This is a genomic window from Deltaproteobacteria bacterium, assembly GCA_026388545.1.
Taxonomy (GTDB): Bacteria; Desulfobacterota; Syntrophia; order Syntrophales; family UBA2185; genus JAPLJS01.
Map to the genome: position 1 here is coordinate 1 of JAPLJS010000089.1, position 22,467 is coordinate 22,467.

Below are 22,467 nucleotides of genomic sequence, written 5' to 3' on the forward strand. Positions count from 1 at the left end.
AGCAATATTTTGGAATCAGCCATCTCCACAACAATGCCTTTCGGGCCAGGTTCACGAGATTGATGAAAAATGCCATAGACGCCCTGTGTCGGCAGATGGCCTTTAATCTCCTTCGAGGAACCAGGGTGGTAAAACCTGCATGTGCATGAGAAAGGGGGAATATTATCAAATGATCAGGTAGCAGTAAAAACTGCTCAAAAAGTAACCCTTGATGGAGGTAAAATGAACTCGTCATAGCCCTTTTAACCGATTCAGGGCCGATTCATCGGCCGGAATCGAAATGCAATATTCAAAAATAGTTGTTGAAAAACCCATTATATTAAAATTAACCGTTGTTCAAAGCTCTCTTTTAATCTATTTATCGACATTTTATGCGAAAAACTTTACACTTTTTTTAATATTTTCATGTTGTAACGTCCATGAAGCGTGGGGGTTCCCCTGATTTTCCCCTATACCCTTTAATCCCTTTTTGACTATGGCCGAGTTCAGACAAGTCATTCCTCAACTTATCTAACTCACTTTCTGCGGCAGCTTCACAATCATGGTTTAAACGCATGGTTGAAGCAATCATGTTTTCAAGGGTCTTGATAAGGGACTGGATGCGTTTCCGTGTTTCCGGGGCTTCATAAGAAGGATTTGCCTTCCTGATCTTAAGGATTTCATCATCTATCTTGTCAATAAGAGATATACAGTCGTGACGCCGGGCAATAATCATTTTCACCGCTTCTACATTATGTAGTTCGATCATATCTTTCAGGGATGTGGTTGCAGATATGAAATCTCTAAAAATAGTAATTTTCCGCTCCAATAATCCGCTGAGTTTGGAAAGATCGGAAGATGCCGTTGATGATTTATGATTTGCCATTTTTAGACTCTCATTTCTCTTCTGCCAGCGATTTTTCCCTCCCTATCGGTTAGATTGGGATTGATATTTTTACTGTGGCTTGTAAGTATCTCTTCCCAGGCTGATTTCAGTTCCACTAACATCCAGATGATGTGATCCATTGCTTTCAGGTCCTTTTTTAAGTCCGCTTCCGTTAAATGATGCATCATATAGTTGTAGAGGGCTTGCAAGTTTGAGGCTATTTCCCCTCCCTTTTCGAAATCAAGTGCGGAGTTGAGTGCACAAATGAAATCCTGCGCTTTAATTAACGCCCGCGCTTTTTCTTCATAATCACGGGAGACATACTTTGCCTTGGCAATCTTCAAATTCCGTATCGCTCCCTCATAGCACATCAAAACCAGCCTCTTGGGGTCTGCTGTTATCACTGACGCCCGTTGGTAAGCGCCGCCGCCATTAGTATGCATATAATCTATCCTCCATATTCAAGGTCATAATATTTACAATGCCATCCAGCCGCCCTCTGCAGAACTAATCTGGCCGGCGAGCCAACTGCTCTGATTCTGGATACTGCTCAGCGCCGTTTCCATCGCGACAAAACTTTTGACCATTCTTTCCTTCTTCAGCGCGAGTCGGGCTTCCATCTGGTCGATCTTTGTCTCAAAGTCATCGATGCTATTTTGAAGAGAAGTCTGCTTGAAGGATACGTATCCTTCATAGGAATCCGTAATGTTAAAAAGACTGCGGCTAAAGAGTTCTGCCGTACCCAAGGTTAACGTTAGGGTGCCGGCATCACCAATGGCTGTTCCTGTGTACTTTACAGAAAGACCTTCGGTGTTAACGTTGCCGGTGTTTCCTGTAAGCATCTGCCCGGAACCGGTAGCAGTCTCTCCACCAATGGTTCCGGTTACATCTGTCCCATTATTTACTATTTCAGGTCCTACAGCTGTCCATAAAAGGTCGCTTGTCTCTGAGATGGTGAAACTGTAGCTGCTTCCATAACTGTTATGAGTTAAGGCGAGGTGGTTGCCGCCATCGTTGGAGGCGGTAATATCCATTGCGTAACGGCCGGTTTGTCCGCCTGTATTGGTCTTAAGAACGGTTCCAAAATCAAGTCCTTTTCCAACTGGCTCTTCGATATCGAGGGCAAGCTCGCTTGCGCCGGAATATTTGTCGGTGACTACAATCCGGCCTGAGGTATCCATCGATGCGGTCACATTATTCGAGAAGGCATTTTCAATGGCAGAGAGGAGACCCTGAACTTTGTCTGTTGTCGTATTGTTGACCGTATAGCTTCCCGTGACGGAAGTACCGCTCCGGGATGTGCCGGAAAAAGTAATAACATCTCCATTCACAAGGGTCGTACCGGAGATATTATCCCAGGTAGTTTCCGATGTGATCGGGGTTACATTATCATCCTGTTTGAGTTGCTGACTGCCCGCCAGTGTCTGTGTGTATACCGCATCTGTTTCAGCATTAATGGCATTGATAATGTCGCTGATGGTCATGGTGCTGGTCAAAGAGATAGTCGCAGTCTTGCTTCCTTCCGTAATCGTCAGGGTTTCATCACTGCCAAGAGCGCCACCGACCGCGGTGTTGGAGGTTGATGTGATGCGAGACGCCGCGGTATCGATATGAACAGTATATAATCCTGACTTTGAATTCTGTGTGTTTCCAGTGTAAGAAAGGCTGCTCGATGATGTGATGCCCTGGGCCGTGAAGAGAGACATAATATCATTGAAGTTGGTCTGAAGGTATCCTGTTAACGTTGTATCGTTGATACTCAATTGCCCGGTTTTATCGAGGTTGATACCGGCTAGGCCCATGATGGAGAACTGGCTGTTGACGCCCCATACGGATTGGGTAACGATGGCTGTAAGATCGGACTTCACGGAAAAGAGTGTCCCGTCTCCGAAAAGAACGCCTCCCGTTTTCTTTGTATCTGCATCATAAGAATTCTGTGTATTGATATAGGAGGCTACATCATTATACTTGCTCACGAAGTTCTGAATCTTACTTTTGATGGAGTCAATGTCCCGATTGATATTAATAGTTACGGTTGTGCTGGTATCCGCCTTGAGCAAATCGATGGTCGCACCGGCAATGACATCATCAACCGTGTTGCTTGACTGCGATATGGGGACACCATCGACACTAAACGAAGCGTCCAGCCCGTTCACGACCTCAGTAAAATTAAACAGAGAAAGAATATCCTGTGCGCCGCCGTTCTGGAGAAGAATTCCTGCCGCTCCTGTTGTATCACTGGTAAGAGTCAGGCGGTAATCGCTCGCACCGTATTTGATGATGGTGGCGGTGACGCCCGTCGGACTCGCACCGGTATTCGCGTTGTTGATCTTGTTTAGTACACTGGATAGGGTGTCTGTGGCGTCGATCGAAACAGTTTCACCGTTGATCAAGATATCCCCGGCATAGCTGGAGCCAAGGGTGGCGGACGCGTCGGCATAAGTGGTGACGGAACGAACTTTCTCAGCCATAGCCAGATTGGTGACCTCTATCTGGTATGATCCAATGGATGCCGTTGATGAAGCGGTGACCGTCATCAGGTCGGAGCCCTTGACCGTCGAACTGTCCGTCGTCATCGAAGACGTGAACATACCGAAATCATCTGGATTCTTTAGGCTGTCCGAAGCAGTTTTGAGGGCAAGCAATTTAGTATTAAAGGATTGCCATGCCGCGAGTTTCGCCTCATAATCACTTTTTTGGTTGCTGATGAGGTCGACCCGCTGGTGATCGATAGCAATGAGATTATCAACCATGGTGCTCCAGTTAATGCCACTGGAAAGACCACTGATGAAATTGGTGCTAAGAGCCATTTGAAAATCCTTTCTTCATCCCTCGTAGGTATTTACTTTGGGGGTAAAACTGACTCATCTGTTATACTCAATATCGGCAAAATATTCCCGAAACTTGAGCACTTTTGAGAGCTTTGAATAATTAACTGAAACGTCATTGCGAGGAGTAAGGCGAAGTGGTAATCTATCATATTATCAATCTGTTATGATATGGCTTCATAGAGTTTATCCTTGGCAAATGCGAAGGAGTCACAATGACAAATCGGGTATTGAGCAAAGCCCTCACTTTTATATGAAAGCAAGAAATCTGCCAAAAAAGAAACCCCGCAATCAGTAAGGTAATTGCGGGGCCTCCGGTTAAGGGTTAGAATATAAAATTATTTGAACAGTGAGAGTACTTGCTGCGATGACGCATTTGCCTGAGCAAGCATCGCCGTACCTGCCTGGACCAGGATCTGGTTTTTGGTGAAGTTCGTCATTTCCGAAGCCATATCCACATCGCGGATTGTTGATTCTGCGGCGGTATAGTTCTCCACTGTGGTGGCAAGGTTGGCTCTCGCATACCCAAGTCTGTTTTGCGCCGCACCGACATCACCACGCATGCCGTTCAGCATACTGATTGCATCATCAACCGTGGTGAGGAAAGCCTGAGCATTTGTTGCACTCATCATCTGGCCAGAAACTAGCCCAGCATCCAAATCAGCGGCCTTTAAGCTCGTCAGAGTTATACCAATCCTATCATTGGCCGAGTCCTTTGCACCCACCTGGAAATCAGCTGCAGTACCCGCATTGGCTATAACGGTTGCCCCCGCATTAAGAGCAATATTATCATTTAAAGTCAATGACAATCCCAGGGCTGCAAAAGAGACTTCCGCTGTCTCGTTTGATGCTACATCAGGTGCGTCAACATTGTAAATCGTCTGTGACACCTGCTGCCCACTGCTGAGAGTGGCTGATACGGTAATGTCGAATACATTAGCACCACCAGATGTGGCCACGACCACACTATACGTGACACTGTCCTGCAGACCTGAGGCCGCCTCGAAGCCTGCGGCATTGTTAAACGTGCCACCACTAGAAACTGTGACGCCGAATGTGCCGTCAACCAGCTTCGTGCCTGCATACGCCGTCGAGTTGGCAATACGGTCAATTTCCAGAAGCAGCTGGTTGCCTTCTGCATTGATTTTATTCAGGTTAGTGCCGGCATTTGCCGATGATGCCTGGGTGGCCAGTTCTTTCAATCTGGTCAACATATTTCCGACCTGATCCATGGAGCCTTCTGCAACCTGCAACAGAGCGTTTGCCTCAGAGACGTTCTGGCTTGCCACCTTGTAGCTGGCTATATCCGCGCGGAACTGCTGTGAAACGGCCAGTCCTGCCGCATCGTCAGAGGCGTTATTGATACGATAACCTGAAGAAAGTCTTTGAAGAGACTTGCCCATTGCTGTTGAAGAAATATTAAGGTTCTTCTGCGCATTAAGCGCTTCGATGTTATTTTGAATTCTGAATCCCATGATTTTTATCCTCCCTGATTTTTAATGATTTGGCATCCTTGCCAATACTGAAAAATAATTCGTTGATTGTTTGACTCTTTACCTAGCCGCGCTCTTTTTGCCTCCTCACACCTCCTCTCTTTTGAGGTTTAATTTTTCTTATTTGATAGTCTTATCGGCAGGAGGATAAGAAGACTTGAGAAAAAAAATGGAGTGGGGATAGAAAAATACGAATCAATGCCTGCTGTCAGGCAGCAAAGAGAGAATTTTCTCTACCTGGGCGGAAAGAACGCTATCGTGAATCAGGGCCATATTGATTTCTTGCAAGATGCCGGATAGATCTTCAATAGTATGAATCGTTCTATTCCTGTTCAACTGCAGCTCTTTCAGGAGGAGATCGCACCAATGGATAAATTCAACGATCCTATTTTGCCTGAGTTCAATTTCACACAGGTATAAAAGGGCTTTAAGCATCCCCTTTTCCAGGTTGTAAACACGCTCGAAAAACATCCTTGCATTGTCGAATTGACCGAGTTCCATGGCTATTTCACCAAGGTTGAACCATGGCACAGGTTCCTGCGGATTGATTTCTATGGCCTTACTGAAGGCCTCCATAGCACGGTCGAGAGAATTTTGCCGCCGATGGAGGAGACCGAAATTGCATAGTGCCGCATAGTTCTGATGGTCTATGTTCAACAGTGTGTCAAGCGCCTGAGTTGCCGTTGTCAGATCGTCTGATGCCAGGGATAAGACGGCAAGACGATTCAGAACGATGACATCCTGACAGCCCAGTTCGAAAACTCGCGATAGACATCGTTTTTCGTCCTTGTCGTTTGCTGCTTTGCCGTTCCATTTTGCCAGCATGTACCAGACTGATGGCTCTTTGGGCGCTTCCACCAGGGCAAGATCCAGATATCGGTGGGACAGACCGAGATCACCCGAACGATCCATATGGAATGTCCCGATATTCCACCAAGTCTGCCATTTATCATCAGACATTTGTTCGGCGACTTTGTAATGCTTATCCATTCTCGCGCTATCTTTCAGGGCATGGTACGCGTGACCGATAAGGAGATTGACGCTGCCCCCCTCCCTGATTGTCGCGTTCAGTATTTCGCCCATTTTATCGGGATTATTATCAAAGTCATCGCGGAGTTCGAGGAAGCGAAGACCGTAATTGAGGACATTCTCCCACTGTTTGTCTTCGGCCGAGAGGATGGTCATCATATACATCGAGTCAAGATGATTGGGAAATTTTTTCAGGGCGCGCAAAGAGTAATCCCGGGCATGATTCAAATCTTCCAGGTGAAAAAAGGCGATTGCGGCATTGTGATGTGTCGAAAGATAGATGCCATGTTCATTACCTTGAGCATCTGCAAGATGAATGGCAAGGGTCGATTCTTCTATAGACTCCCTGAACATCCCCCGGGCGAGATAGGACGTGCCTAGATATTGATGAGGCATGGGATCGTCCGGATTCTTGGCAATCTGCTCCTTCAGGAGATCTGCCGTCCGTATAAATTTCGCATTCGCTTTCTTTTCCTCGACATTATAACCATAATGCATCAGCTCGATCTTCGAAGGCTTGGTGCAGGTCTGCCCTACAACACGGTTATGAACGATGCTTTCATAATGGATGACACCGTTGTTCCGAAAAAGCCGTTCAAAATTGTGCCTGGCTGTTTTTCTGCCGCCGCTGTAAATGCTGATGATATTTACAAAGATGGCATCAGCTTCACCCGTTTCGCGGACAGCCTGTCTCAACCGTTCTCCGCTGCCTTCAACCAGTTCCTCATCTCCGTCGATCTGAAAAATCCAGTCTCCCGTTGCGTATTGCAGCGCCTGGTTGCGCGCTTTGCTGAAACTGCCCTCCCAAGGATGAAAATAAATCCGATCTGTAAATTTTCGTGCAATATCGACCGTATTGTCTGTGGAACCCGTATCCACAATAATGAGTTCATCGACATGGTTCTTAATGCTTTTCAGGCACTCCTCCAGAAACTCTTCTTCATCTCTGACGATCATGCAGCAACTGATGGTCGGCTCTTTTTGATACTCTTCGGTCTTATGTGAAATTTTCGCCAGTAAATCATTGACCGTCTCATCATTTGCATTTAGCCGGCGTGCCTTCTCAAGATATAAGAGGGATTTTGCCATAAAATTTTTATTGTAAAAATAAATGCCTATCGCTCTCAGAGCAATAAAGGGTTCCAGCGCGGACTGAATTGCCTTTTCGAATGATTTTTGAGAATTTACCTCCTGCCCCAGCTCGATACAGGCTATACCCATGAGGACGTGTATATTCCACTCTTCATTCAGAGAGCAGGTCACAAGCGTGCCAAAATGAGAAGGATCGGCATGCAGAACATCCATAAGCCGGAGATATCGATCGGCATGGTAAATTAAGTCTTTCCAACGCTTCTGATCGAAACAGATCATGATCATCATAAAGTGTGAATCGATATGGTCGGGATATTTTTTCAGCGCATTCATGGCCACTTCGCTAGCCATTTTCAGGTTGCCGGACCGATAATAGGCAAGAGAGAGATTATAGTGGGTCCAGAGAAACATCATATCCTGGTTGTTCCGGAGATCTGCCAGGTTGATGGCCTTCAGGCCGTGTTCAATAGTCTCGTTGTCCATTTTCCGGCTCAGGTATGAACAACTGAGGTAATGATGTGTGGCGGGGTTATCCGGATTGTCCTCAAGATCCTTCCTGAGGAGCGATACGTTCCTTTCAAACTTTTTACCGGCGTCGCTCTCCAAGATATCATAACCGTAGTGGAGGATTCTGATCGGATAAATTTTTGGCGAGGTTATACCGACGAGGCGGTTATGAACGCGGCCTTCATACTGAATGACACCATTATTACGGAATATACGTTCGACATTGTGAACAGATTTGCTCCGACCCTTACGTGCGGTGCTTACGATCCGGATTACAATGGCATCGATATCTTTATCCTGAACAGCCTTGCGGACCTTCGGAATGTCCTCTTTGACCAGTTCCTCGTCGGCGTCGATCTGGAATATCCAGTCCCCTTTGGCATATTTCAAATAGTAATTCCGGGCCTCGCTGAAACTGTTGTTCCAGGGATGGAGATAGATCTTGTCGGTATATTTTCTGGCAATCTCCACCGTCCGGTCCGTCGAGCCCGTGTCCACAAAGATGATCTCATCTGCAATCGGTTTGACACTGCTTAAGCATTGATCAATATATTTCTCTTCATTTTTTGCGATCATGCAGACCGAGATCAGAGGTTTTTCCGATGGCTTTACGGCGGAGACTGTCGATTTATTCCTTTTTTTCTTCTTCATGAATTACACTCCTACGAGCGCGGATAGACAAATCTTAAAAGTTCACACGAGTATATCGCCTCCACCATTCCATGGGTATTTTTCATTGGAAAGATGTGGGGCACTCTATTTTTTCTTGATTTCTTCGATCAAGCCTTGCGCTCCGGAATGGGATAAATCAGCCAATAGGGTCCTGCTGCAATATTCAGCAGCCTGTTCCAGGTCATTCACGGAAAAGCACCAGCGAGCCATCCTGTACTGAGCTTCCGCCCAGACGGGCGCCAGATCTGCGGCCGTGCCGAAGCCAATGCCGGCTTGTTCCCTTGCACCCTGGATGTCATAGATCCGTCCCAGACCAAGGGCAGCGGGACTGCAAAAGGGGTTAAGCCGGAGCGCCTCGTTATACCAGTGCATTGCCTCGGCATAAACACCGTGCGATTCCAGCAATTCCGCCATCGAAACGGCAGCGGGGGTATAGCCGGGCCAACGTTTCAACAGGGCGGCCAAGTCCTGAAGTGCCGCCATCGGATACTGATCTTGCAATGCCTTCGCCTTAAGCCAACAAGCGCGAAGAGAATGCGGATTGCGTTTGATGGCTTCATCAAACCATTGGGATGCGTCCGGATTGCATTTACGAAGGGAACAATAGCCAAGCCAAAACCACGGCAGCGAATAATCGGGACTTTCCTCAGCGGCGCGGCGGTATGTTTTGACGGCGTCTTCATAAACACCGGCCACTTCATGGTTGATCCCTTCTATAATGAGCCTCTCAACATTTGAGGTAGCTACTTCGAAGTAATCGGCGTTTTCATCACAGCGAACAAGGGGTACTTCAGGATACAGAGCGGAATTGTCTTTACCGCTCTGAATAAGGCTCGAATAGAAAGTCAAACGACTATCCGCATGAACGTCCTCCATGCGACAGCGCTTCACATAAGCATAAGCTGTCTTGCTTATACGATCCCGAAGACCAGCGTCGCAAGCAAGCGTCGATAAAATCGACAGGAGTTGTTCTGGTGAATCATAGAGGAAGCCCGTTTCTCCCTGTTGCACTGAAGCTTTGTAAGGAGTAAGAGAACTGAGCACCGGGACGACGCCCCTGGATGCATATTCCAGAAATTTTACATCGGATCTGCAGCGGTTGTAAGGATTGTCCTGAAGGGGCGCAATGCCAATATCGAGCTTTTGTAAAAAGCCAAGATAATCATCCAATGTTCCCGGCGGCGTATAAATGATACGGCCGGCCGGCAAGGCGGCTGACAAAATGCGATAGATCGTTTCGTCGCCCATGTAGGCAAAATCCAAATGTGGACAAAAACGCATGGCCTGAGCAATGACATCCCTGACTACTTCGATGTCTCTTCTATGGCCGGAAGAACCGGCCCATCCCAAAATAACACGGTCGGAAGCCTGTCGTTCACCCATGCCCACAGTGGCCATTTGGTTTTCAAAGATAACCATCCGTGAATTGATGAAGCGGAATTGATCAGCAAGCCCGGAACCTGTCACCTGTATAGCATCTGCCATTCTCATGTATTGAAAAGCCAAGGCAAGATTGACCGGATCGGAAAACCACCTCCGAATACCAACCCCTTCATGTAATGCCAAAATATTATCGGAAAGCTCGTATATAGTAGGTCGCCCTTGCCGCTTCCTCTCTTCCAATAGCGGCAGAAGGTCGTGTTCACTAAGCAAATGAAGTATGAGAACGTCCGCAGACAGGCAGAGCTTATCAAACCATGGAGAAGTTGTATTAACTGTAATGACGGTGGCCTTCCCAGTTTTTCCCAAGGCGATCGATGGTTGTTCTACCCGGTAAATATAATCGCCAACTTTTCGGGTCAGCATGGCAACAGCATTAACAATTAACATATGTTTGCTTCCTATCTGGGCCGTTTACGATAAACAGCAGAATAATCAGAAGAAAAATCTTTTGAAAAATGGTGAAGATAGCCTATTTTTCTAACTGTCCGTGATTTATGGATAAAGTATTCCTCTTCATTATTCATGATCATGCAAAGAGAGATTCCGGGAATTTTATTCTTCGCAGCTCTGCTTTTTGAGTTTTCGTTCTGACTCTAACGCTTTCCCATAAGTCTGCTGTATATAACGGATCGAAAAACCTTGTATGTCCGCAGGGCGCTGAAGATGGTGGACCTTCACGGCGGTGAGTTTTAGCGATGGTTCATCCTGCGCATGGTAATCTGTCGGCGCTTCCTGCCGGATTTCCCGGAAGCCCAAGCCTTGAAGTATCTCTGCAAGATTCTCAAACGTGTAACCAAAATGATGATAGTCCCCGGGATGTCTTTGGAGGCCAAAGATATTATTGATCCGGAATTTCTTTCCTTTCATATACTCTTTGACGGTTGCATCAAAGTCCGGACACTCGATAACCAGTGTGCCGCCCTCCTCGAGAACGCGATTCCATTCGAAAAGCGCCTCAAAAAAATCATGGCGGGGAAGATGTTCGATCATGTGATACGTTTCGATCCGGGGAACGGTTCCTGCGGGGAAGGGAAGCCGACGGCTATCGCAGAGAAGATCCACGGCGGAAGAGGGCATAATGTCAATATTCAAAAAGCCCTCTAACCGGCGCTGACCGCATCCCAGATGAAGATTCAGGGGCTGTATTACGGGAATTTCTTTTCTGTTATTACCTTCCAGATAACCGGTTCCTACTACAAAATTCCATTGTGCAGTGTTGCTGACTTCAATGCCATCCGGCTCACGCATGCCGCGGATAGAAAAGGTGGGGAAGAAGCCGAAAAGGAGATTTCTAAAATCATCGAGTCGCCAAGCGATTTTATGATCGGGATCGTTCAGGTGCATTATTGGAATACCAATAATAACCCTTTTTCGTGCCACACGTTTGGCTTCCAGAATCAGCGGTACCGGGTCGCTGAAGTGTTCGATGATATGGTCAAGAACAACGGTATCGTAAAATTGATCAGGGAAAGGTAGTTCTTTTGCATCACCCTGAACGAATCTCATCTCCGGATGATTTTTTATCGCTTCCTGGTATCCCCAATCCGTCAACTCTAAACCAGTCAAATCGAGCGACGGATTATGTCTTTTCATGATGGCGGTGGAATCACCATTGGCGCACCCGACATCCAGTGTGGAGCCTTCGCTTTGTTCCGCGGTAACTTCTTTCAAGCGTCGAATACGATCTGTATCCAGTTTTCCTTTCACCGGCGCCCAGACCTTTTTCATATAAAGATTCTTTGCCCGCTTCTCTAAATCATCTTCATTGATTCCAGTAATGTGCTGGATGATCTTTTGGGCTACCGATTTAAAGGAATATGCCTCCGCGGCTGCAAGCCCCAGTTTTTTTATGTGTTGTCTGTAATGATTATCTTCGAAGAGACGATGAAGGATTTGGTCCAGTTCCGCCGGTGACGTGTAGATCAGTAAGGCTTCTCCAAAAATATCCTTTGCGTTGGGAAGAGAATCAGAGACCACAACGCCTCCTGATGCCATCACGTCAAGGATTCTCGGATTGAGGAAGCCTTCCCGGCGCATATCCTCATGATGGTCGTTCAACACCACTCTCGAAGAGGCATACAAATCGGGAAGTTTTTGGTTGTCAAAGTATACCCCGCAAATACATTTATCAGGAAGGATTCCATCCCAGCCCTCGCCCCATACCTCGAGACGATCGATCCAGCGATTTCCCAGTGATATGAGATCGTGAATGATTCTTCTCCCCTTGCCTTGCTTGCCATTGGCGACAAACACAATATCATGAGATAATTCGTTGACTCCGGAAGGAGGTCGTTTGGCCGTGCCGCCGATTAAAAGCTCACCCCCTCTCCCCATAGTTCGGATCTTTTCAAGAAACTGTGGAGAGAGACAGAAAATATGGTCATAGAGAGAAAGAGATTGAGGCGTTATCGTGTCAGGATGACTGTGTATCCATATGATGTTATGTGTTGGCTCTTCAATCTTATTAAGCGGGATGCCATGTAGATGGATCAGTACCTTCGGTTCCTTTCCCGAGATGACAGCGCCTTCTGCTGACAGGGCATCGGCCAGTTCTTTACCGAACCAATGATCGCCCCATCGTAGTTTTCTTACAGGATCTTTTTCCAAAAGATCGGATGCGGAGATAATGGCGATGGGTAAACGTTTAAGTTTTTCTTTTCTGATCAGCAGATCTTTGAGATTCTGAAGTTCCTTATCATGGGTCCCTTGTTTTAATGCGGGGATTAAGAGATCCCGCGCAACCGTTAAGTTCCCTTCATCAAGATAAAACTTGGCTACCTTCTCCACGGGGTATTTTTCTGAATGCAAAGCGTTACGGAAGTCATGAATCAGTTGTTCTCCGATTATCCGGATATTCTCCTGACCTTCATGTGAGCGCACGAGCTTCTCTAAAGAGGTTTTTGCCAGACTGAATTCACCAGTATGAAGGTAGCAATTTATAATCGAGATGAGTGTTTCAGGCTTTTTATCTCCGGATTTCAAGACTTTTTCAAAACTCTCTGCCGCCTCGGCATAGTTGCCGGTTTTTTCTAAACAAATAGCAAGATTCTCAAGGGACTCACCATAGTTTTCATTGACTTCCAGGGCTTTATGAAAAAAATGTATGGCCTGTTGAAGGTGGCCTTCCCTGAAATGAATTACCCCCAAATTATTGAAAGACTCATAATGTTGAGGATCAGTGACAATAATTCGCTCAAAACAGACTCTAGCCTTGCTGATATTGTTGCCGTTAAAAAGACGCTCCCCTTCTTGAAATAATTCTCTTACATCGCTGGTTTTCAAATCTGTAGCATCATTCATCATGGCATTGACTGTCTCAATTTCCTTATACATTTAAGAGCATTGATCTTCACCGAAAGATCGAATCGATTATCTTGCGTTGCAGGCCCAGGTTTTGTGATTTCTGAGATCACGCATTATCCGTGCCATTATTTTGTATCGGAGGGGCAGGAAAGGTAAATATTTCCTGTTATGATCTTCATCGGGCATTCATTTCCCACTTTGCCACTGACATTCCGTATACACATTAAAAAGTCTCCCACTAAGATTTCGCATTTATATGTTTCAGCAGGTCATTGCCCTCTTTAAACAGGGGGTTTATTTTTAACGCCTCCTGAATGGATGCCTTGGCATGTTCCCATTCTTTTTTTTCCACCTGGACTCTGGCGATGTTGTAGTGCAGCCCCTCGTCATCCGGCAGAATAGTGAGGGCTTTTCTGAACTCCTCTATGGCTTCGTCGTAATTACCCTCTTTTCGGAGACGAATTCCACTTCTGTTATATGATTGAACGATAAAGGTTACTAAAATATCGTTATCGGCAATAAGCTCTTTCGCCTGAGTATAATCACCCTCATCAATAAGCTGCATAATCGCCCGTGCCTCCGTTTCAATATCCGTATCTGTGGCAATATCTTGGATTAATGTGTCATCTTTTTGACGATCCTGAATATTTTCCTGTAACTCCTCCACTCCAACACGTATCAACTGTTTAACAAAATCGAGAGATGTGCTGAAGTCTTTAGCATGGAACGATACAGGTCCGTATAACTCTTTGAAAATCTTGCTTTCCGAAAGTGCCAGCTGAAAAGCATTCACTTCCACCATTATTTCTTTTTCATCAGACGGGAGCATCTGTGTGCCCAGGGTTTTCTCCAGAACTGTTTTGAAGGAAAGGAGACAGGGACGAATGTTACCCTGTTTAAGGGTTTTTTTGCATTCGTTCAACTGCTTAACTATTTTTGCTATTTCGTCTCTTTTTATTTCTGTTGCCATCTCTTCTCCTTTAACATCATGGATCTTATGCAAAAAGTGTACAATGGCCTTCGTTTATAATCGGATGCCCTCACCAACCCTTTACCTATATCTCTTAATTTTGTGTTCACAATTCGGTACTTTAGGGTTCATCGGATTCATTCGTTGCTTTTGTTTCATCATCAATGCTGAAAAGGGCTCAGGATGGCTCTGTTGTTTTATGCCGCGGAAAAAAGTCAGATATTTTTACCATCCATTCTAAAGTTTTCTATTTGTGTGCCGATAAAAGGGTACAGAGGTTGCATTGGATTAATTCGTTACTATCGGTTCATCGTAAATACTTAAAAAGGATAGATATGTCTGAGTCGCTTTATTCTACCGCAGAGGTGGCGAGGTTATTCGAGATCAATAGAGTTACTATTTACCGATGGGTGCAGGAGGGAGTTGTGAAGGCCTATAAGGTTGGTAAACATCTTAAAATCCCCGCATCCGAGGTGGAGAGGCTATGGAAGGAATTTGGTTTTCCCGGGGCATCATACATACATGTTTCCGATGCTTCCAGGAAAAAGCGATCAAGCGATTCTATGAGCAATGAGATGAAAGATGAGCATCAAAAAAAATTGCTCATGACGGTAGGAATTGGCGAGGATGATCTCAAATACATCCGGGAAATATTTGCCGGGATGAAACTTGCAGAAGAATACCGGCTGACGACTTATATGGATACTCTTGAAGCGGCTCTCGCAATAGGCAAAGAGAAACCGGATTTGTTGTTGATCAAGATAATGAAGTTAGAGGGGAACGGCGTTGAGTTTGCGAGAAAAATCAGAAGTATTCATTCTGATATTAAGATCATCTTCATGAGTGATTCTGCCATAAACCGGGATGAAAAAGGGGAAGTCGGATCTCTTGAGAATGTGCCTATAACTGTTGGACGAAAAAGGCTGCATCGCGAGATCGTCAAAACCCTCGGATTACATGACAGGAACTGAAAGGGCTGTATGCGGCGAAAAGATCCTGTAATGAAAAAGTAACCGGTCAATTAATAATGATCAGAAGAAAGGGGGTGGCGGGCGTTCACTAGACAAGTAAATCAAATGAGGAAATAAAGAACTGTTAGGAAATCGAGAAATGAGAAGTTTAGAAAAAGTGGATTAAGAAAATCAATAAGAATAGAAAGTAAGGGGGAAAGAAGAGATGAAAAAAGTTTTAGCAATAATTCTGGTAGGCCTTTTTGTGTTAGGGGGGGTCGCGTATGCAGCCAAGGGTACGGCGAAGGAAGCCATAGCAAATGTGGACAAGGCAATTGCGTACTTCAAGGCAAATGGAAAGGCAGCAGCATTTGCGGCATTTGATAACCCGAAGGGGGCATTCGTAAAGGAAGACCTGTATATCTATGTTGTCGATATGAAAGGTGATATTTTATCCCACGGAGCAAACAAAAAACTGATAGGTCAGCATTTTATCGATATTAAAGACTCCCATGGAAAGCTCTTTTTCCGGGAGATTATCGATGTGGCAAAAAAGAAAGGGAGCGGATGGGTCGATTATACATGGACAAATCCCGTATCGAAAAAGGTGGAGCCGAAATCGGCGTATGTCAAAAAATCCGGCGACTACGTTTTTTGCTGTGGTGTATACAAGTAGGTGTTTGAAAAACGGTCAGATAGGCCTCCCGCCTATCTGACCAACTCTAGTAAAGGGGGGGGTTGACGTGAAAAAAATTATCAGAAATCTGAAGATGGCAAAAAAAATGATGTTACTCCCGGCGGTCGTCTTCATATTCCTCATGGCTCTGTCATATGGGGCCTACGACGGGCTTTCGAATCAAAAGAAGGCCATTGAGGACATATTTAACAACCGCTTTAAAGTGTACCAGGATTCCGCGGACATGATCAAGAAAATCGGGAATGTCCACGCGAATATCTATAAGATCATCAGCTGGGTTAATGCGCAATATGACGACCAGAAGATACAGGCGCTTGCTAAAGAACAGACTGCTGTCCTGGAAAAGACCATTGAGCAGGCACAGAATATATTGAAATCAAGCGCCCTCACGGCTGAAGAGAAGAAGCTCTTTCAAAAGACCCTTGATGATCTATTAGAGTATCAAAAGCCGGCTATGGGCGTTGTCACTGTTGGTTCGTCCGATGCGGGCGCAGCGACGATGTTCATGGGCACCGCGGATGATAAATACCAGATTCTCAACCAGACACTGGAGGAACTCCTGGTCCTCGAGAACAAGTTGAGCAAGGAGAAGTACGATTCATCTATCAGTAGCTTCAATGCGGTGATGAGGACTTTTGCGATCGTACTGGTAGTTGCCATAGTCCTGTCTGTATTGATCAACATCTTTATTACCAGGCTGATTACCCAGCCGATCAAGGAGACAATTGAGGCGATCCATAAGGTAGCCGATGGCGATCTTACCCAGGAAATGAGTATAGACTCCAGGGATGAGATCGGTGAACTCGCTCAGTCTATCAATACCATGCGGATGAAGACGGGAGAAGCCGTCGGGCAGGCGCTGTCGATCTCGAATGTTCTCTCTGAATCATCTTCCCGGCAGGCCGCAGCACTCGAGGAGACATCCGCCTCTCTGGACGAGATGGCTTCCATGACCAGACAGAATGCCACCAATACATCCGAGGCCAACAAGCTTATGGCGGCGGCCAAGCAGGCTATTGAAAAGGCAAATTTTTCCATGAATGAGTTGACCAGATCGATGAAGGAAATTGCATCCGCAAGCGAGCAGACCCAGAAGATTATCAAGAGCATAGATGAAGTTGCCTTCCAGACAAACCTGCTGGCTTTAAATGCGGCGGTGGAAGCGGCTCGTGCCGGTGAGGCGGGAGCAGGTTTTGCAGTGGTTGCCGATGAGGTCAGGAATCTGGCTATGCGGGCAACGGATTCCGCGAAGAATACAGCTACTCTGATTGAGGATATTGTGAACAAAGTCAGAGGAGGGGAATCTCTCGTGAACGTTACCAATGAGGTCTTTAGTGAAGTAACGGCCAGCTCGACGAAAGTTGTTGAGTTAATGGGGGAGATTGCTGCTGCATCTCAGGAACAATCTCAGGGGATTGATCAGGTGAACAAGGCGATGGCCGAGATGAACCAGGTAACACAGCAGAATGCCGCCAGTGCAGAAGAATTGACTGCCACCATGGCCATGTTCAAGGTTAACGGTCATAATGGACAGGGCCATGCGGATGAAATATCCCATAGAAAAAGTGTAAAAAAGCTGCTGCCTGCACACTATCAACAGGGCGGTCCCGAAAAAATTATTCCCATGAAAAACGATGACTTTGTCTGATGTGAGGAAAAAGGATACTCGTGTGTAACAGGCGACGCCGCACGTCTGGAAGTTTGTACAGAGGTGATGTATATAATGTTTCCCCTACCGGATAGGGGAAAGGGGTTATTGCGGCAAAAAATGAGGACTATTGAGGAGGTTATGAGTTATGCAGGAAGTATCAGGAGATACAAGAGAAAGCGCAGTTTTCCATGCAATGGAAAGAGGGCTCAACAGGGAAGGGAAATACCTAACCTTCGGCCTTGGTAGCGAAGAGTACGGGTTAGAGATCCTTAAAGTGAAGGAAATCATCGGTATCATGAATATTACCTCTGTACCTCAGACACCGAAGTACGTAAAGGGCGTTATTAATTTAAGGGGAAAGGTTATTCCCGTTATTGATCTTCGTCTGAAGTTCGGAATGGATGTCATAGACTACGATGACAGAACCTGCATTATTGTTGTTGATATTGCAGGCAGCACGGGGAAAAAGATCGTCATGGGTATTGTTGTGGATTCCGTTTCTGAAGTTCTGAATATTAAGGGTGAAGAAATAGCGGATACGCCGACATTTGGTGTGAGATTAGATACGGACTATATCCTGGGTATGGCCAAAGTAAAAGGTGGAGTCAAAATCCTTCTTGATATTAATAAGGTGTTGACGACAGATGTCGCCATAGCTGAATCAATAGAGCATTAAGAAGCTGGTTTTCTTAATGCAGGCAAGTGTGTGGTCTGATCAAATCTTCGATAGGTATATGTGCTGATACGATGGCGTCGATTGAGCTCAACGATATTGATTTTGAGAAAATAAGCCGCTTTGTTTACGATCTCTGCGGAATCAATTTACATGAAGGAAAGAAAGAACTTGTCAAAGCACGTTTGGGGAAAAGGCTGAGAGAAGGGAATTTCACGTCTTTCTCGGAATATTATCGCTATGTGACAACACCGGAGGGGTCGGATGAGCTGATTGTTATGATTGACTCGCTCTCTACGAATTTGACGTATTTTTTCAGGGAAGCGGAGCATTTTCAGAAACTTCGAGAGATCCTGCCGGAGATGGCAGGAATGTCAGGGAAGGGTCGTATCCAGAAGTTGAGAATATGGAGTGCCGGCTGTTCGACAGGTGAAGAACCTTATTCGATTGCCATGACGCTAAGAGAAATATTCAACAGCAGTCAGGTTGATATCAAGATAATCGCATCGGATATATCTACAAAAGTACTGAACACAGCGGTGAAAGGTGTATACCCGGAGGAAAAGGTCAAAAATGTTTTCCCCGTTCTTTTAAAAAAATATTTTCAGATCGGTCAGGGTAACTGGAAGGGACACTATCGGGTTAAAAAGGAAATGCAGGAAATGATCGATTTCATACGGTTCAACCTCATGGAGGAACTTCGGTATAGTGATCCTTTTGACATCATATTCTGCAGAAACGTCATGATATATTTTGATAAAACAACCCAGGGTAATATGGTGAATAAATTTTACGGGTACTTGAAAAAGGGCGGGTATTTATTTATCGGACGCTCTGAAAGCCTGACAGGGTTGAATCATCAATTTGCATATATAGAGCCGAGTGTCTATAGGAAATAATATGAGTGAGATTGTTGTCGGGATTTCAGATATCAAGATAAGCAATAATATAAATGATATTTTAGTCACCTACGCGCTCGGTTCATGTATTGGGGTCTCCGTATATGATCCTTTGGTCAAAGTAGGGGGACTTTTACATTTTATGCTTCCTGAATCATCACTCGATGCTCAAAAGGCAACTGTAAATCCGGCTATGTTCGCGGATACAGGCATCCCTCTTTTGTTTAAGTCCTGTTATAAGTTTGGTGCGGATAAAAAAAGAATGAGGGTAAAAGTTGCCGGTGGGGCGAGTATTCTGGACGATACGAATTTTTTCCGGATAGGTCAGAAGAACATCACCGCCGTGAAGAAACTATTCTGGAAAAATAACGTGTTAATTGAAACCGAAGATACGGGGAGTAATTATAACCGGACAGTTCATGTGCATATCGCAACGGGTAAAGTCTTCGTGAAAACCGCCCATAACGGGATGAGGGAGTTGGTATGATCAGTGACGAGATCTTGAAATCTATCAAGAACATTCCGGCCTTTCCTGCAGTGGCATTGAAGGTGATGACCTTAATTGATGATCCCGATTTCTCTCTAATGGATGTTGTCGATGTGATTAAATATGATCAGGCAGTAACAGCGAACATACTCAGAATTTGCAATTCTGCCTATTTCGGTCTCCGGTATAAAGTCGAAACTGTACGTGATGCCGTAATGCGTCTCGGGCAGCAGAATGTCGTCCGTGCTGTTCAGGTTTCCGGAGTATCAAAATTTTACAAGAATGCAAAGGGTTATGGTCTGGAGGCTGACAAACTCTGGGAGCATTCCGTGGGTGTTGCACTGATGTCCCAGATATTATCCAGGAGGATTTTTCATTGTGAAGATGCCAGACTTTATACGACATCCCTTCTTCATGATATCGGAAAAGTTGTTATGGGTGAATTTGTCGATAAGTCATTTCAAAATATTTATAATCTTGTGTCCGACAAGGGGATTTCATTTCTTGAGGCCGAAGAAGAGGTTCTCGGCATCAACCATGCGGAACTGGGCGGGAAGATAGCCTCCCATTGGAATTTTCCTGAGGATATGCGGGATGCGATTGTTTACCACCACAGACCTGATCTAATGCCGGACGGAGGCAGCAGCAGCGCCTGGCTCGTATATCTTGCCGATCAGGCGTGTATTATGATGGGGATTGGCTTGGGGAGTGATGGTCTTGCATACAAAGGATTGTCTGAAGTGATTGTCAGATTCAAACTTCGCCAGAGGGATTTCGAAGAATGCATCATGATGATGCTGGGGGATCTGGAGAGCGCCAAAGAATTGCTTGGTATAGTTTAAACATAACAGGAAAGTACAGATGTTAAGGAAAGTAAGATCCGCCATAGAAAATAATATATTATGAGGTGTTGCGATGTCTTTTAACGTCTTGATCGTCGATGATTCAAATTCGATGCGTTCCGTGATCAAGAAGATCATTACGATTTCAGGCTTCAAGATGGACCAATGCTATGAGGCAGGAAACGGAAAGCAGGCCCTGGAGATTTTGTCAAAAGTATGGGTGGATGTGATTCTCTCGGATCTGAATATGCCGGAGATGAACGGTTTGGAGCTGCTGGCGGCCTTGAAGGGAGACAGTCTCTTGCAGGAAATTCCTGTCATCATTATCTCGACGGAAGGCAGTGATGAAAGAAGGCGTACCGTTTTAGAGATGGGTGCGAAACAGTTTATCAAAAAACCGTTTTCACCTGAAAATGTCAGAAAAATTCTTTATGAAGTTATCGGTGTGGGGGATGAAGGAACCTATGAAGGAAATGAAAGAGACGCTGATGGTGGCGATTTTTGATGTATTTGAACGAATGTTTTATGTCTTTCTCGAACCTGTGAATGATGAATATTCGGACTATGCTATGGCGGCGACCATACAGTTTGGCGGTGCCTTGAAGGGGGAAGTGAAGATCTTCGTTTCTGAGAGGTTGGCAAAAAGTATGGTTCAAAATTTGTTAGGTATAGAGACAGAAGATATCACTGAAAAGGACATAGAGGATTGCATTAAAGAGGCAGTCAACATGATTTGCGGAAACTTTTTAGGGAGACTTGACCAGACGAAAGTGTTTGATCTATCCATACCATCATTTTCACAACGTCCGGGGAAAGCCGCGCAGGGGGAAAATGTCTGCATGTTGTATTTTGATTCAGATAGTGACGGGTTCGGCACAACCCTTACACTGTTCAATTAGCCATTTGCTTTTTTATTTTTTATAAGGAGAAGAGATTTCGGGGAGGAGAGAATTATATAAAACCGGGACAAATCATTTGCCGGGTAACAAAATTCGCAAAGGTGATTGGTCTCCCTCTTTGGATGAGGAGTGATGACAAAACAAAAAATAAAAATACTTATTGTTGATGATTCCGCCGTTGTTCGGAAAATACTATCCGAAGAGCTTTCCAAATTCCCCGACATAGAGGTTGTGGGAACGGCCCCCGACCCCTTTGTAGCCAGAGATAAAATTCTGAAGCTGCAACCGGAGGTTATAACACTGGATATCGAGATGCCGAGAATGGACGGGTTGACCTTTCTTAAGAAATTAATGAAGCACTACCCATTACCGGTGATCATCGTGAGTTCGCTTACACTAAAAGGGAGTAAATTGGCTTTAGAGGCGATGGAGATTGGCGCTGTGGATGTGATTGCCAAACCGGGCGGCTCTTATTCCGTAGGTGATATGAGTGATATGCTGGCGGAGAAGATCAGGGTTGCAGCGACAGCCAATATATCGCGGCGATATGAAGACACGACAGATACCGGAAAGCCTGAACCGATAAGAGCGCTCGCCGAGACGACTCACAAGGTTATCGCCATCGGTGCATCAACGGGTGGAACAGAGGCGCTTAAAGATGTCCTGACCAGGATGCCTCCCAATTCACCGGGCATCATTGTTGTGCAGCACATGCCGGCGCATTTTACGACGGCGTTTGCCGAGAGGCTGAACAGCCTCTGCCAGGTATCGGTTAAAGAAGCCGGGGACAATGATTCTGTGACAACGGGCACAGTCTTGGTTGCCCCGGGCAATTACCACATGCTTTTGAGGAGAAGCGGAGCGCGATATTATGTTGAGGTCAAGGATGGTCCGAGAGTTCACCATCAGCGTCCATCAGTCGATATTCTGTTTAAGTCAACGGCAAAGTATGCGGGGCCGAATTCAATCGGAGTGATCCTGACCGGTATGGGGGCTGACGGTGCGGAAGGACTTTTAGAAATGAAACAGGCAGGTGCGAAGACAATCGCACAGGATGAAAAAACCTGTGTAGTCTTCGGTATGCCGAAAGAGGCAATTAAACTTGGTGCCGCGGATAAGGTGGTGCCATTGGGGCAGGTTGCCCAAGAAATACTAAGGGTGGTGTAA

18 protein-coding genes are annotated in these 22,467 nt (G+C 45.6%); 10 read left to right on the forward strand and 8 right to left on the reverse strand.

Translation table 11 applies throughout. The features are described from left to right. Positions 1-403 precede the first annotated feature (403 nt). The 8 genes from NTW12_10760 to NTW12_10795 form a co-directional block, all read right to left on the reverse strand. Entirely contained in the window at positions 404-865 is a 462-nt protein-coding gene (locus tag NTW12_10760) for a hypothetical protein (GenBank protein ID MCX5846816.1), read from the reverse strand. A gap of 2 nt (positions 866-867) precedes the next feature. Beyond that, positions 868-1,308, reverse strand: coding sequence for a flagellar export chaperone FliS (gene fliS / locus NTW12_10765; protein MCX5846817.1), 441 nt, complete (start codon positions 1,306-1,308; stop codon positions 868-870). Positions 1,309-1,341: 33 nt separating this feature from the next. Continuing rightward, positions 1,342-3,675 carry a flagellar filament capping protein FliD gene (gene fliD, locus NTW12_10770; protein ID MCX5846818.1) on the reverse strand — a complete coding sequence of 778 codons (2,334 nt, stop codon included), beginning with the start codon at positions 3,673-3,675 and terminating at the stop codon, positions 1,342-1,344. A 356-nt stretch (positions 3,676-4,031) separates the two neighbouring features. Then, positions 4,032-5,168 (reverse strand): flagellin, encoded by a 1,137-nt coding sequence (locus tag NTW12_10775; protein MCX5846819.1) that lies wholly within the window; start codon positions 5,166-5,168, stop codon positions 4,032-4,034. A gap of 213 nt (positions 5,169-5,381) precedes the next feature. Next, positions 5,382-8,465, reverse strand: a complete 3,084-nt coding sequence (locus NTW12_10780) for a glycosyltransferase (protein ID MCX5846820.1) — start codon at positions 8,463-8,465, stop codon at positions 5,382-5,384. A gap of 105 nt (positions 8,466-8,570) precedes the next feature. Beyond that, positions 8,571-10,316, reverse strand: a complete 1,746-nt coding sequence (locus NTW12_10785; protein ID MCX5846821.1) for a tetratricopeptide repeat protein — start codon at positions 10,314-10,316, stop codon at positions 8,571-8,573. A 165-nt stretch (positions 10,317-10,481) separates the two neighbouring features. Further along, the gene (locus tag NTW12_10790; GenBank protein ID MCX5846822.1) at positions 10,482-13,262 is read right to left on the reverse strand and encodes a methyltransferase domain-containing protein; all 2,781 of its coding nucleotides are present in this window, start codon (positions 13,260-13,262) and stop codon (positions 10,482-10,484) included. A gap of 208 nt (positions 13,263-13,470) precedes the next feature. Next, on the reverse strand, positions 13,471-14,202 hold the full coding sequence (locus NTW12_10795; GenBank protein MCX5846823.1) for a tetratricopeptide repeat protein: 732 nt from the start codon (positions 14,200-14,202) through the stop codon (positions 13,471-13,473). Positions 14,203-14,537: 335 nt separating this feature from the next. On the opposite strand from NTW12_10795, the gene NTW12_10800 reads away from it, so the two are divergent. The 10 genes from NTW12_10800 (at position 14,538) to NTW12_10845 (ending at position 22,467) form a co-directional block, all read left to right on the forward strand. Then, complete coding sequence (locus NTW12_10800; GenBank protein ID MCX5846824.1) at positions 14,538-15,173, forward strand: helix-turn-helix domain-containing protein; 636 nt, start codon at positions 14,538-14,540, stop codon at positions 15,171-15,173. A 205-nt stretch (positions 15,174-15,378) separates the two neighbouring features. Continuing rightward, positions 15,379-15,828, forward strand: a complete 450-nt coding sequence (locus NTW12_10805; GenBank protein ID MCX5846825.1) for a cache domain-containing protein — start codon at positions 15,379-15,381, stop codon at positions 15,826-15,828. Positions 15,829-15,895: 67 nt separating this feature from the next. Then, positions 15,896-17,497: a methyl-accepting chemotaxis protein gene (locus NTW12_10810; protein MCX5846826.1), complete on the forward strand. Its 1,602-nt coding sequence runs from the start codon at positions 15,896-15,898 to the stop codon at positions 17,495-17,497. Between the two features lie 196 nt (positions 17,498-17,693). Beyond that, positions 17,694-18,176: a chemotaxis protein CheW gene (locus tag NTW12_10815; protein MCX5846827.1), complete on the forward strand. Its 483-nt coding sequence runs from the start codon at positions 17,694-17,696 to the stop codon at positions 18,174-18,176. A gap of 71 nt (positions 18,177-18,247) precedes the next feature. Then, complete coding sequence (locus tag NTW12_10820) at positions 18,248-19,072, forward strand: protein-glutamate O-methyltransferase (GenBank protein MCX5846828.1); 825 nt, start codon at positions 18,248-18,250, stop codon at positions 19,070-19,072. 1 nt (position 19,073) lies between these two features. Beyond that, positions 19,074-19,559 (forward strand): chemotaxis protein CheD, encoded by a 486-nt coding sequence (locus NTW12_10825; protein MCX5846829.1) that lies wholly within the window; start codon positions 19,074-19,076, stop codon positions 19,557-19,559. Next, positions 19,556-20,401, forward strand: a complete 846-nt coding sequence (locus tag NTW12_10830; protein MCX5846830.1) for an HDOD domain-containing protein — start codon at positions 19,556-19,558, stop codon at positions 20,399-20,401. The genes NTW12_10825 and NTW12_10830 overlap by 4 nt, the downstream gene beginning before the upstream one ends. 73 nt (positions 20,402-20,474) lie before the next feature. Beyond that, positions 20,475-20,906 carry a response regulator gene (locus tag NTW12_10835; GenBank protein ID MCX5846831.1) on the forward strand — a complete coding sequence of 144 codons (432 nt, stop codon included), beginning with the start codon at positions 20,475-20,477 and terminating at the stop codon, positions 20,904-20,906. Next, complete coding sequence (locus NTW12_10840) at positions 20,866-21,300, forward strand: chemotaxis protein CheX (protein ID MCX5846832.1); 435 nt, start codon at positions 20,866-20,868, stop codon at positions 21,298-21,300. The genes NTW12_10835 and NTW12_10840 overlap by 41 nt, the downstream gene beginning before the upstream one ends. Before the next feature lie 132 nt (positions 21,301-21,432). Further along, positions 21,433-22,467: a chemotaxis response regulator protein-glutamate methylesterase gene (locus NTW12_10845; GenBank protein MCX5846833.1), complete on the forward strand. Its 1,035-nt coding sequence runs from the start codon at positions 21,433-21,435 to the stop codon at positions 22,465-22,467.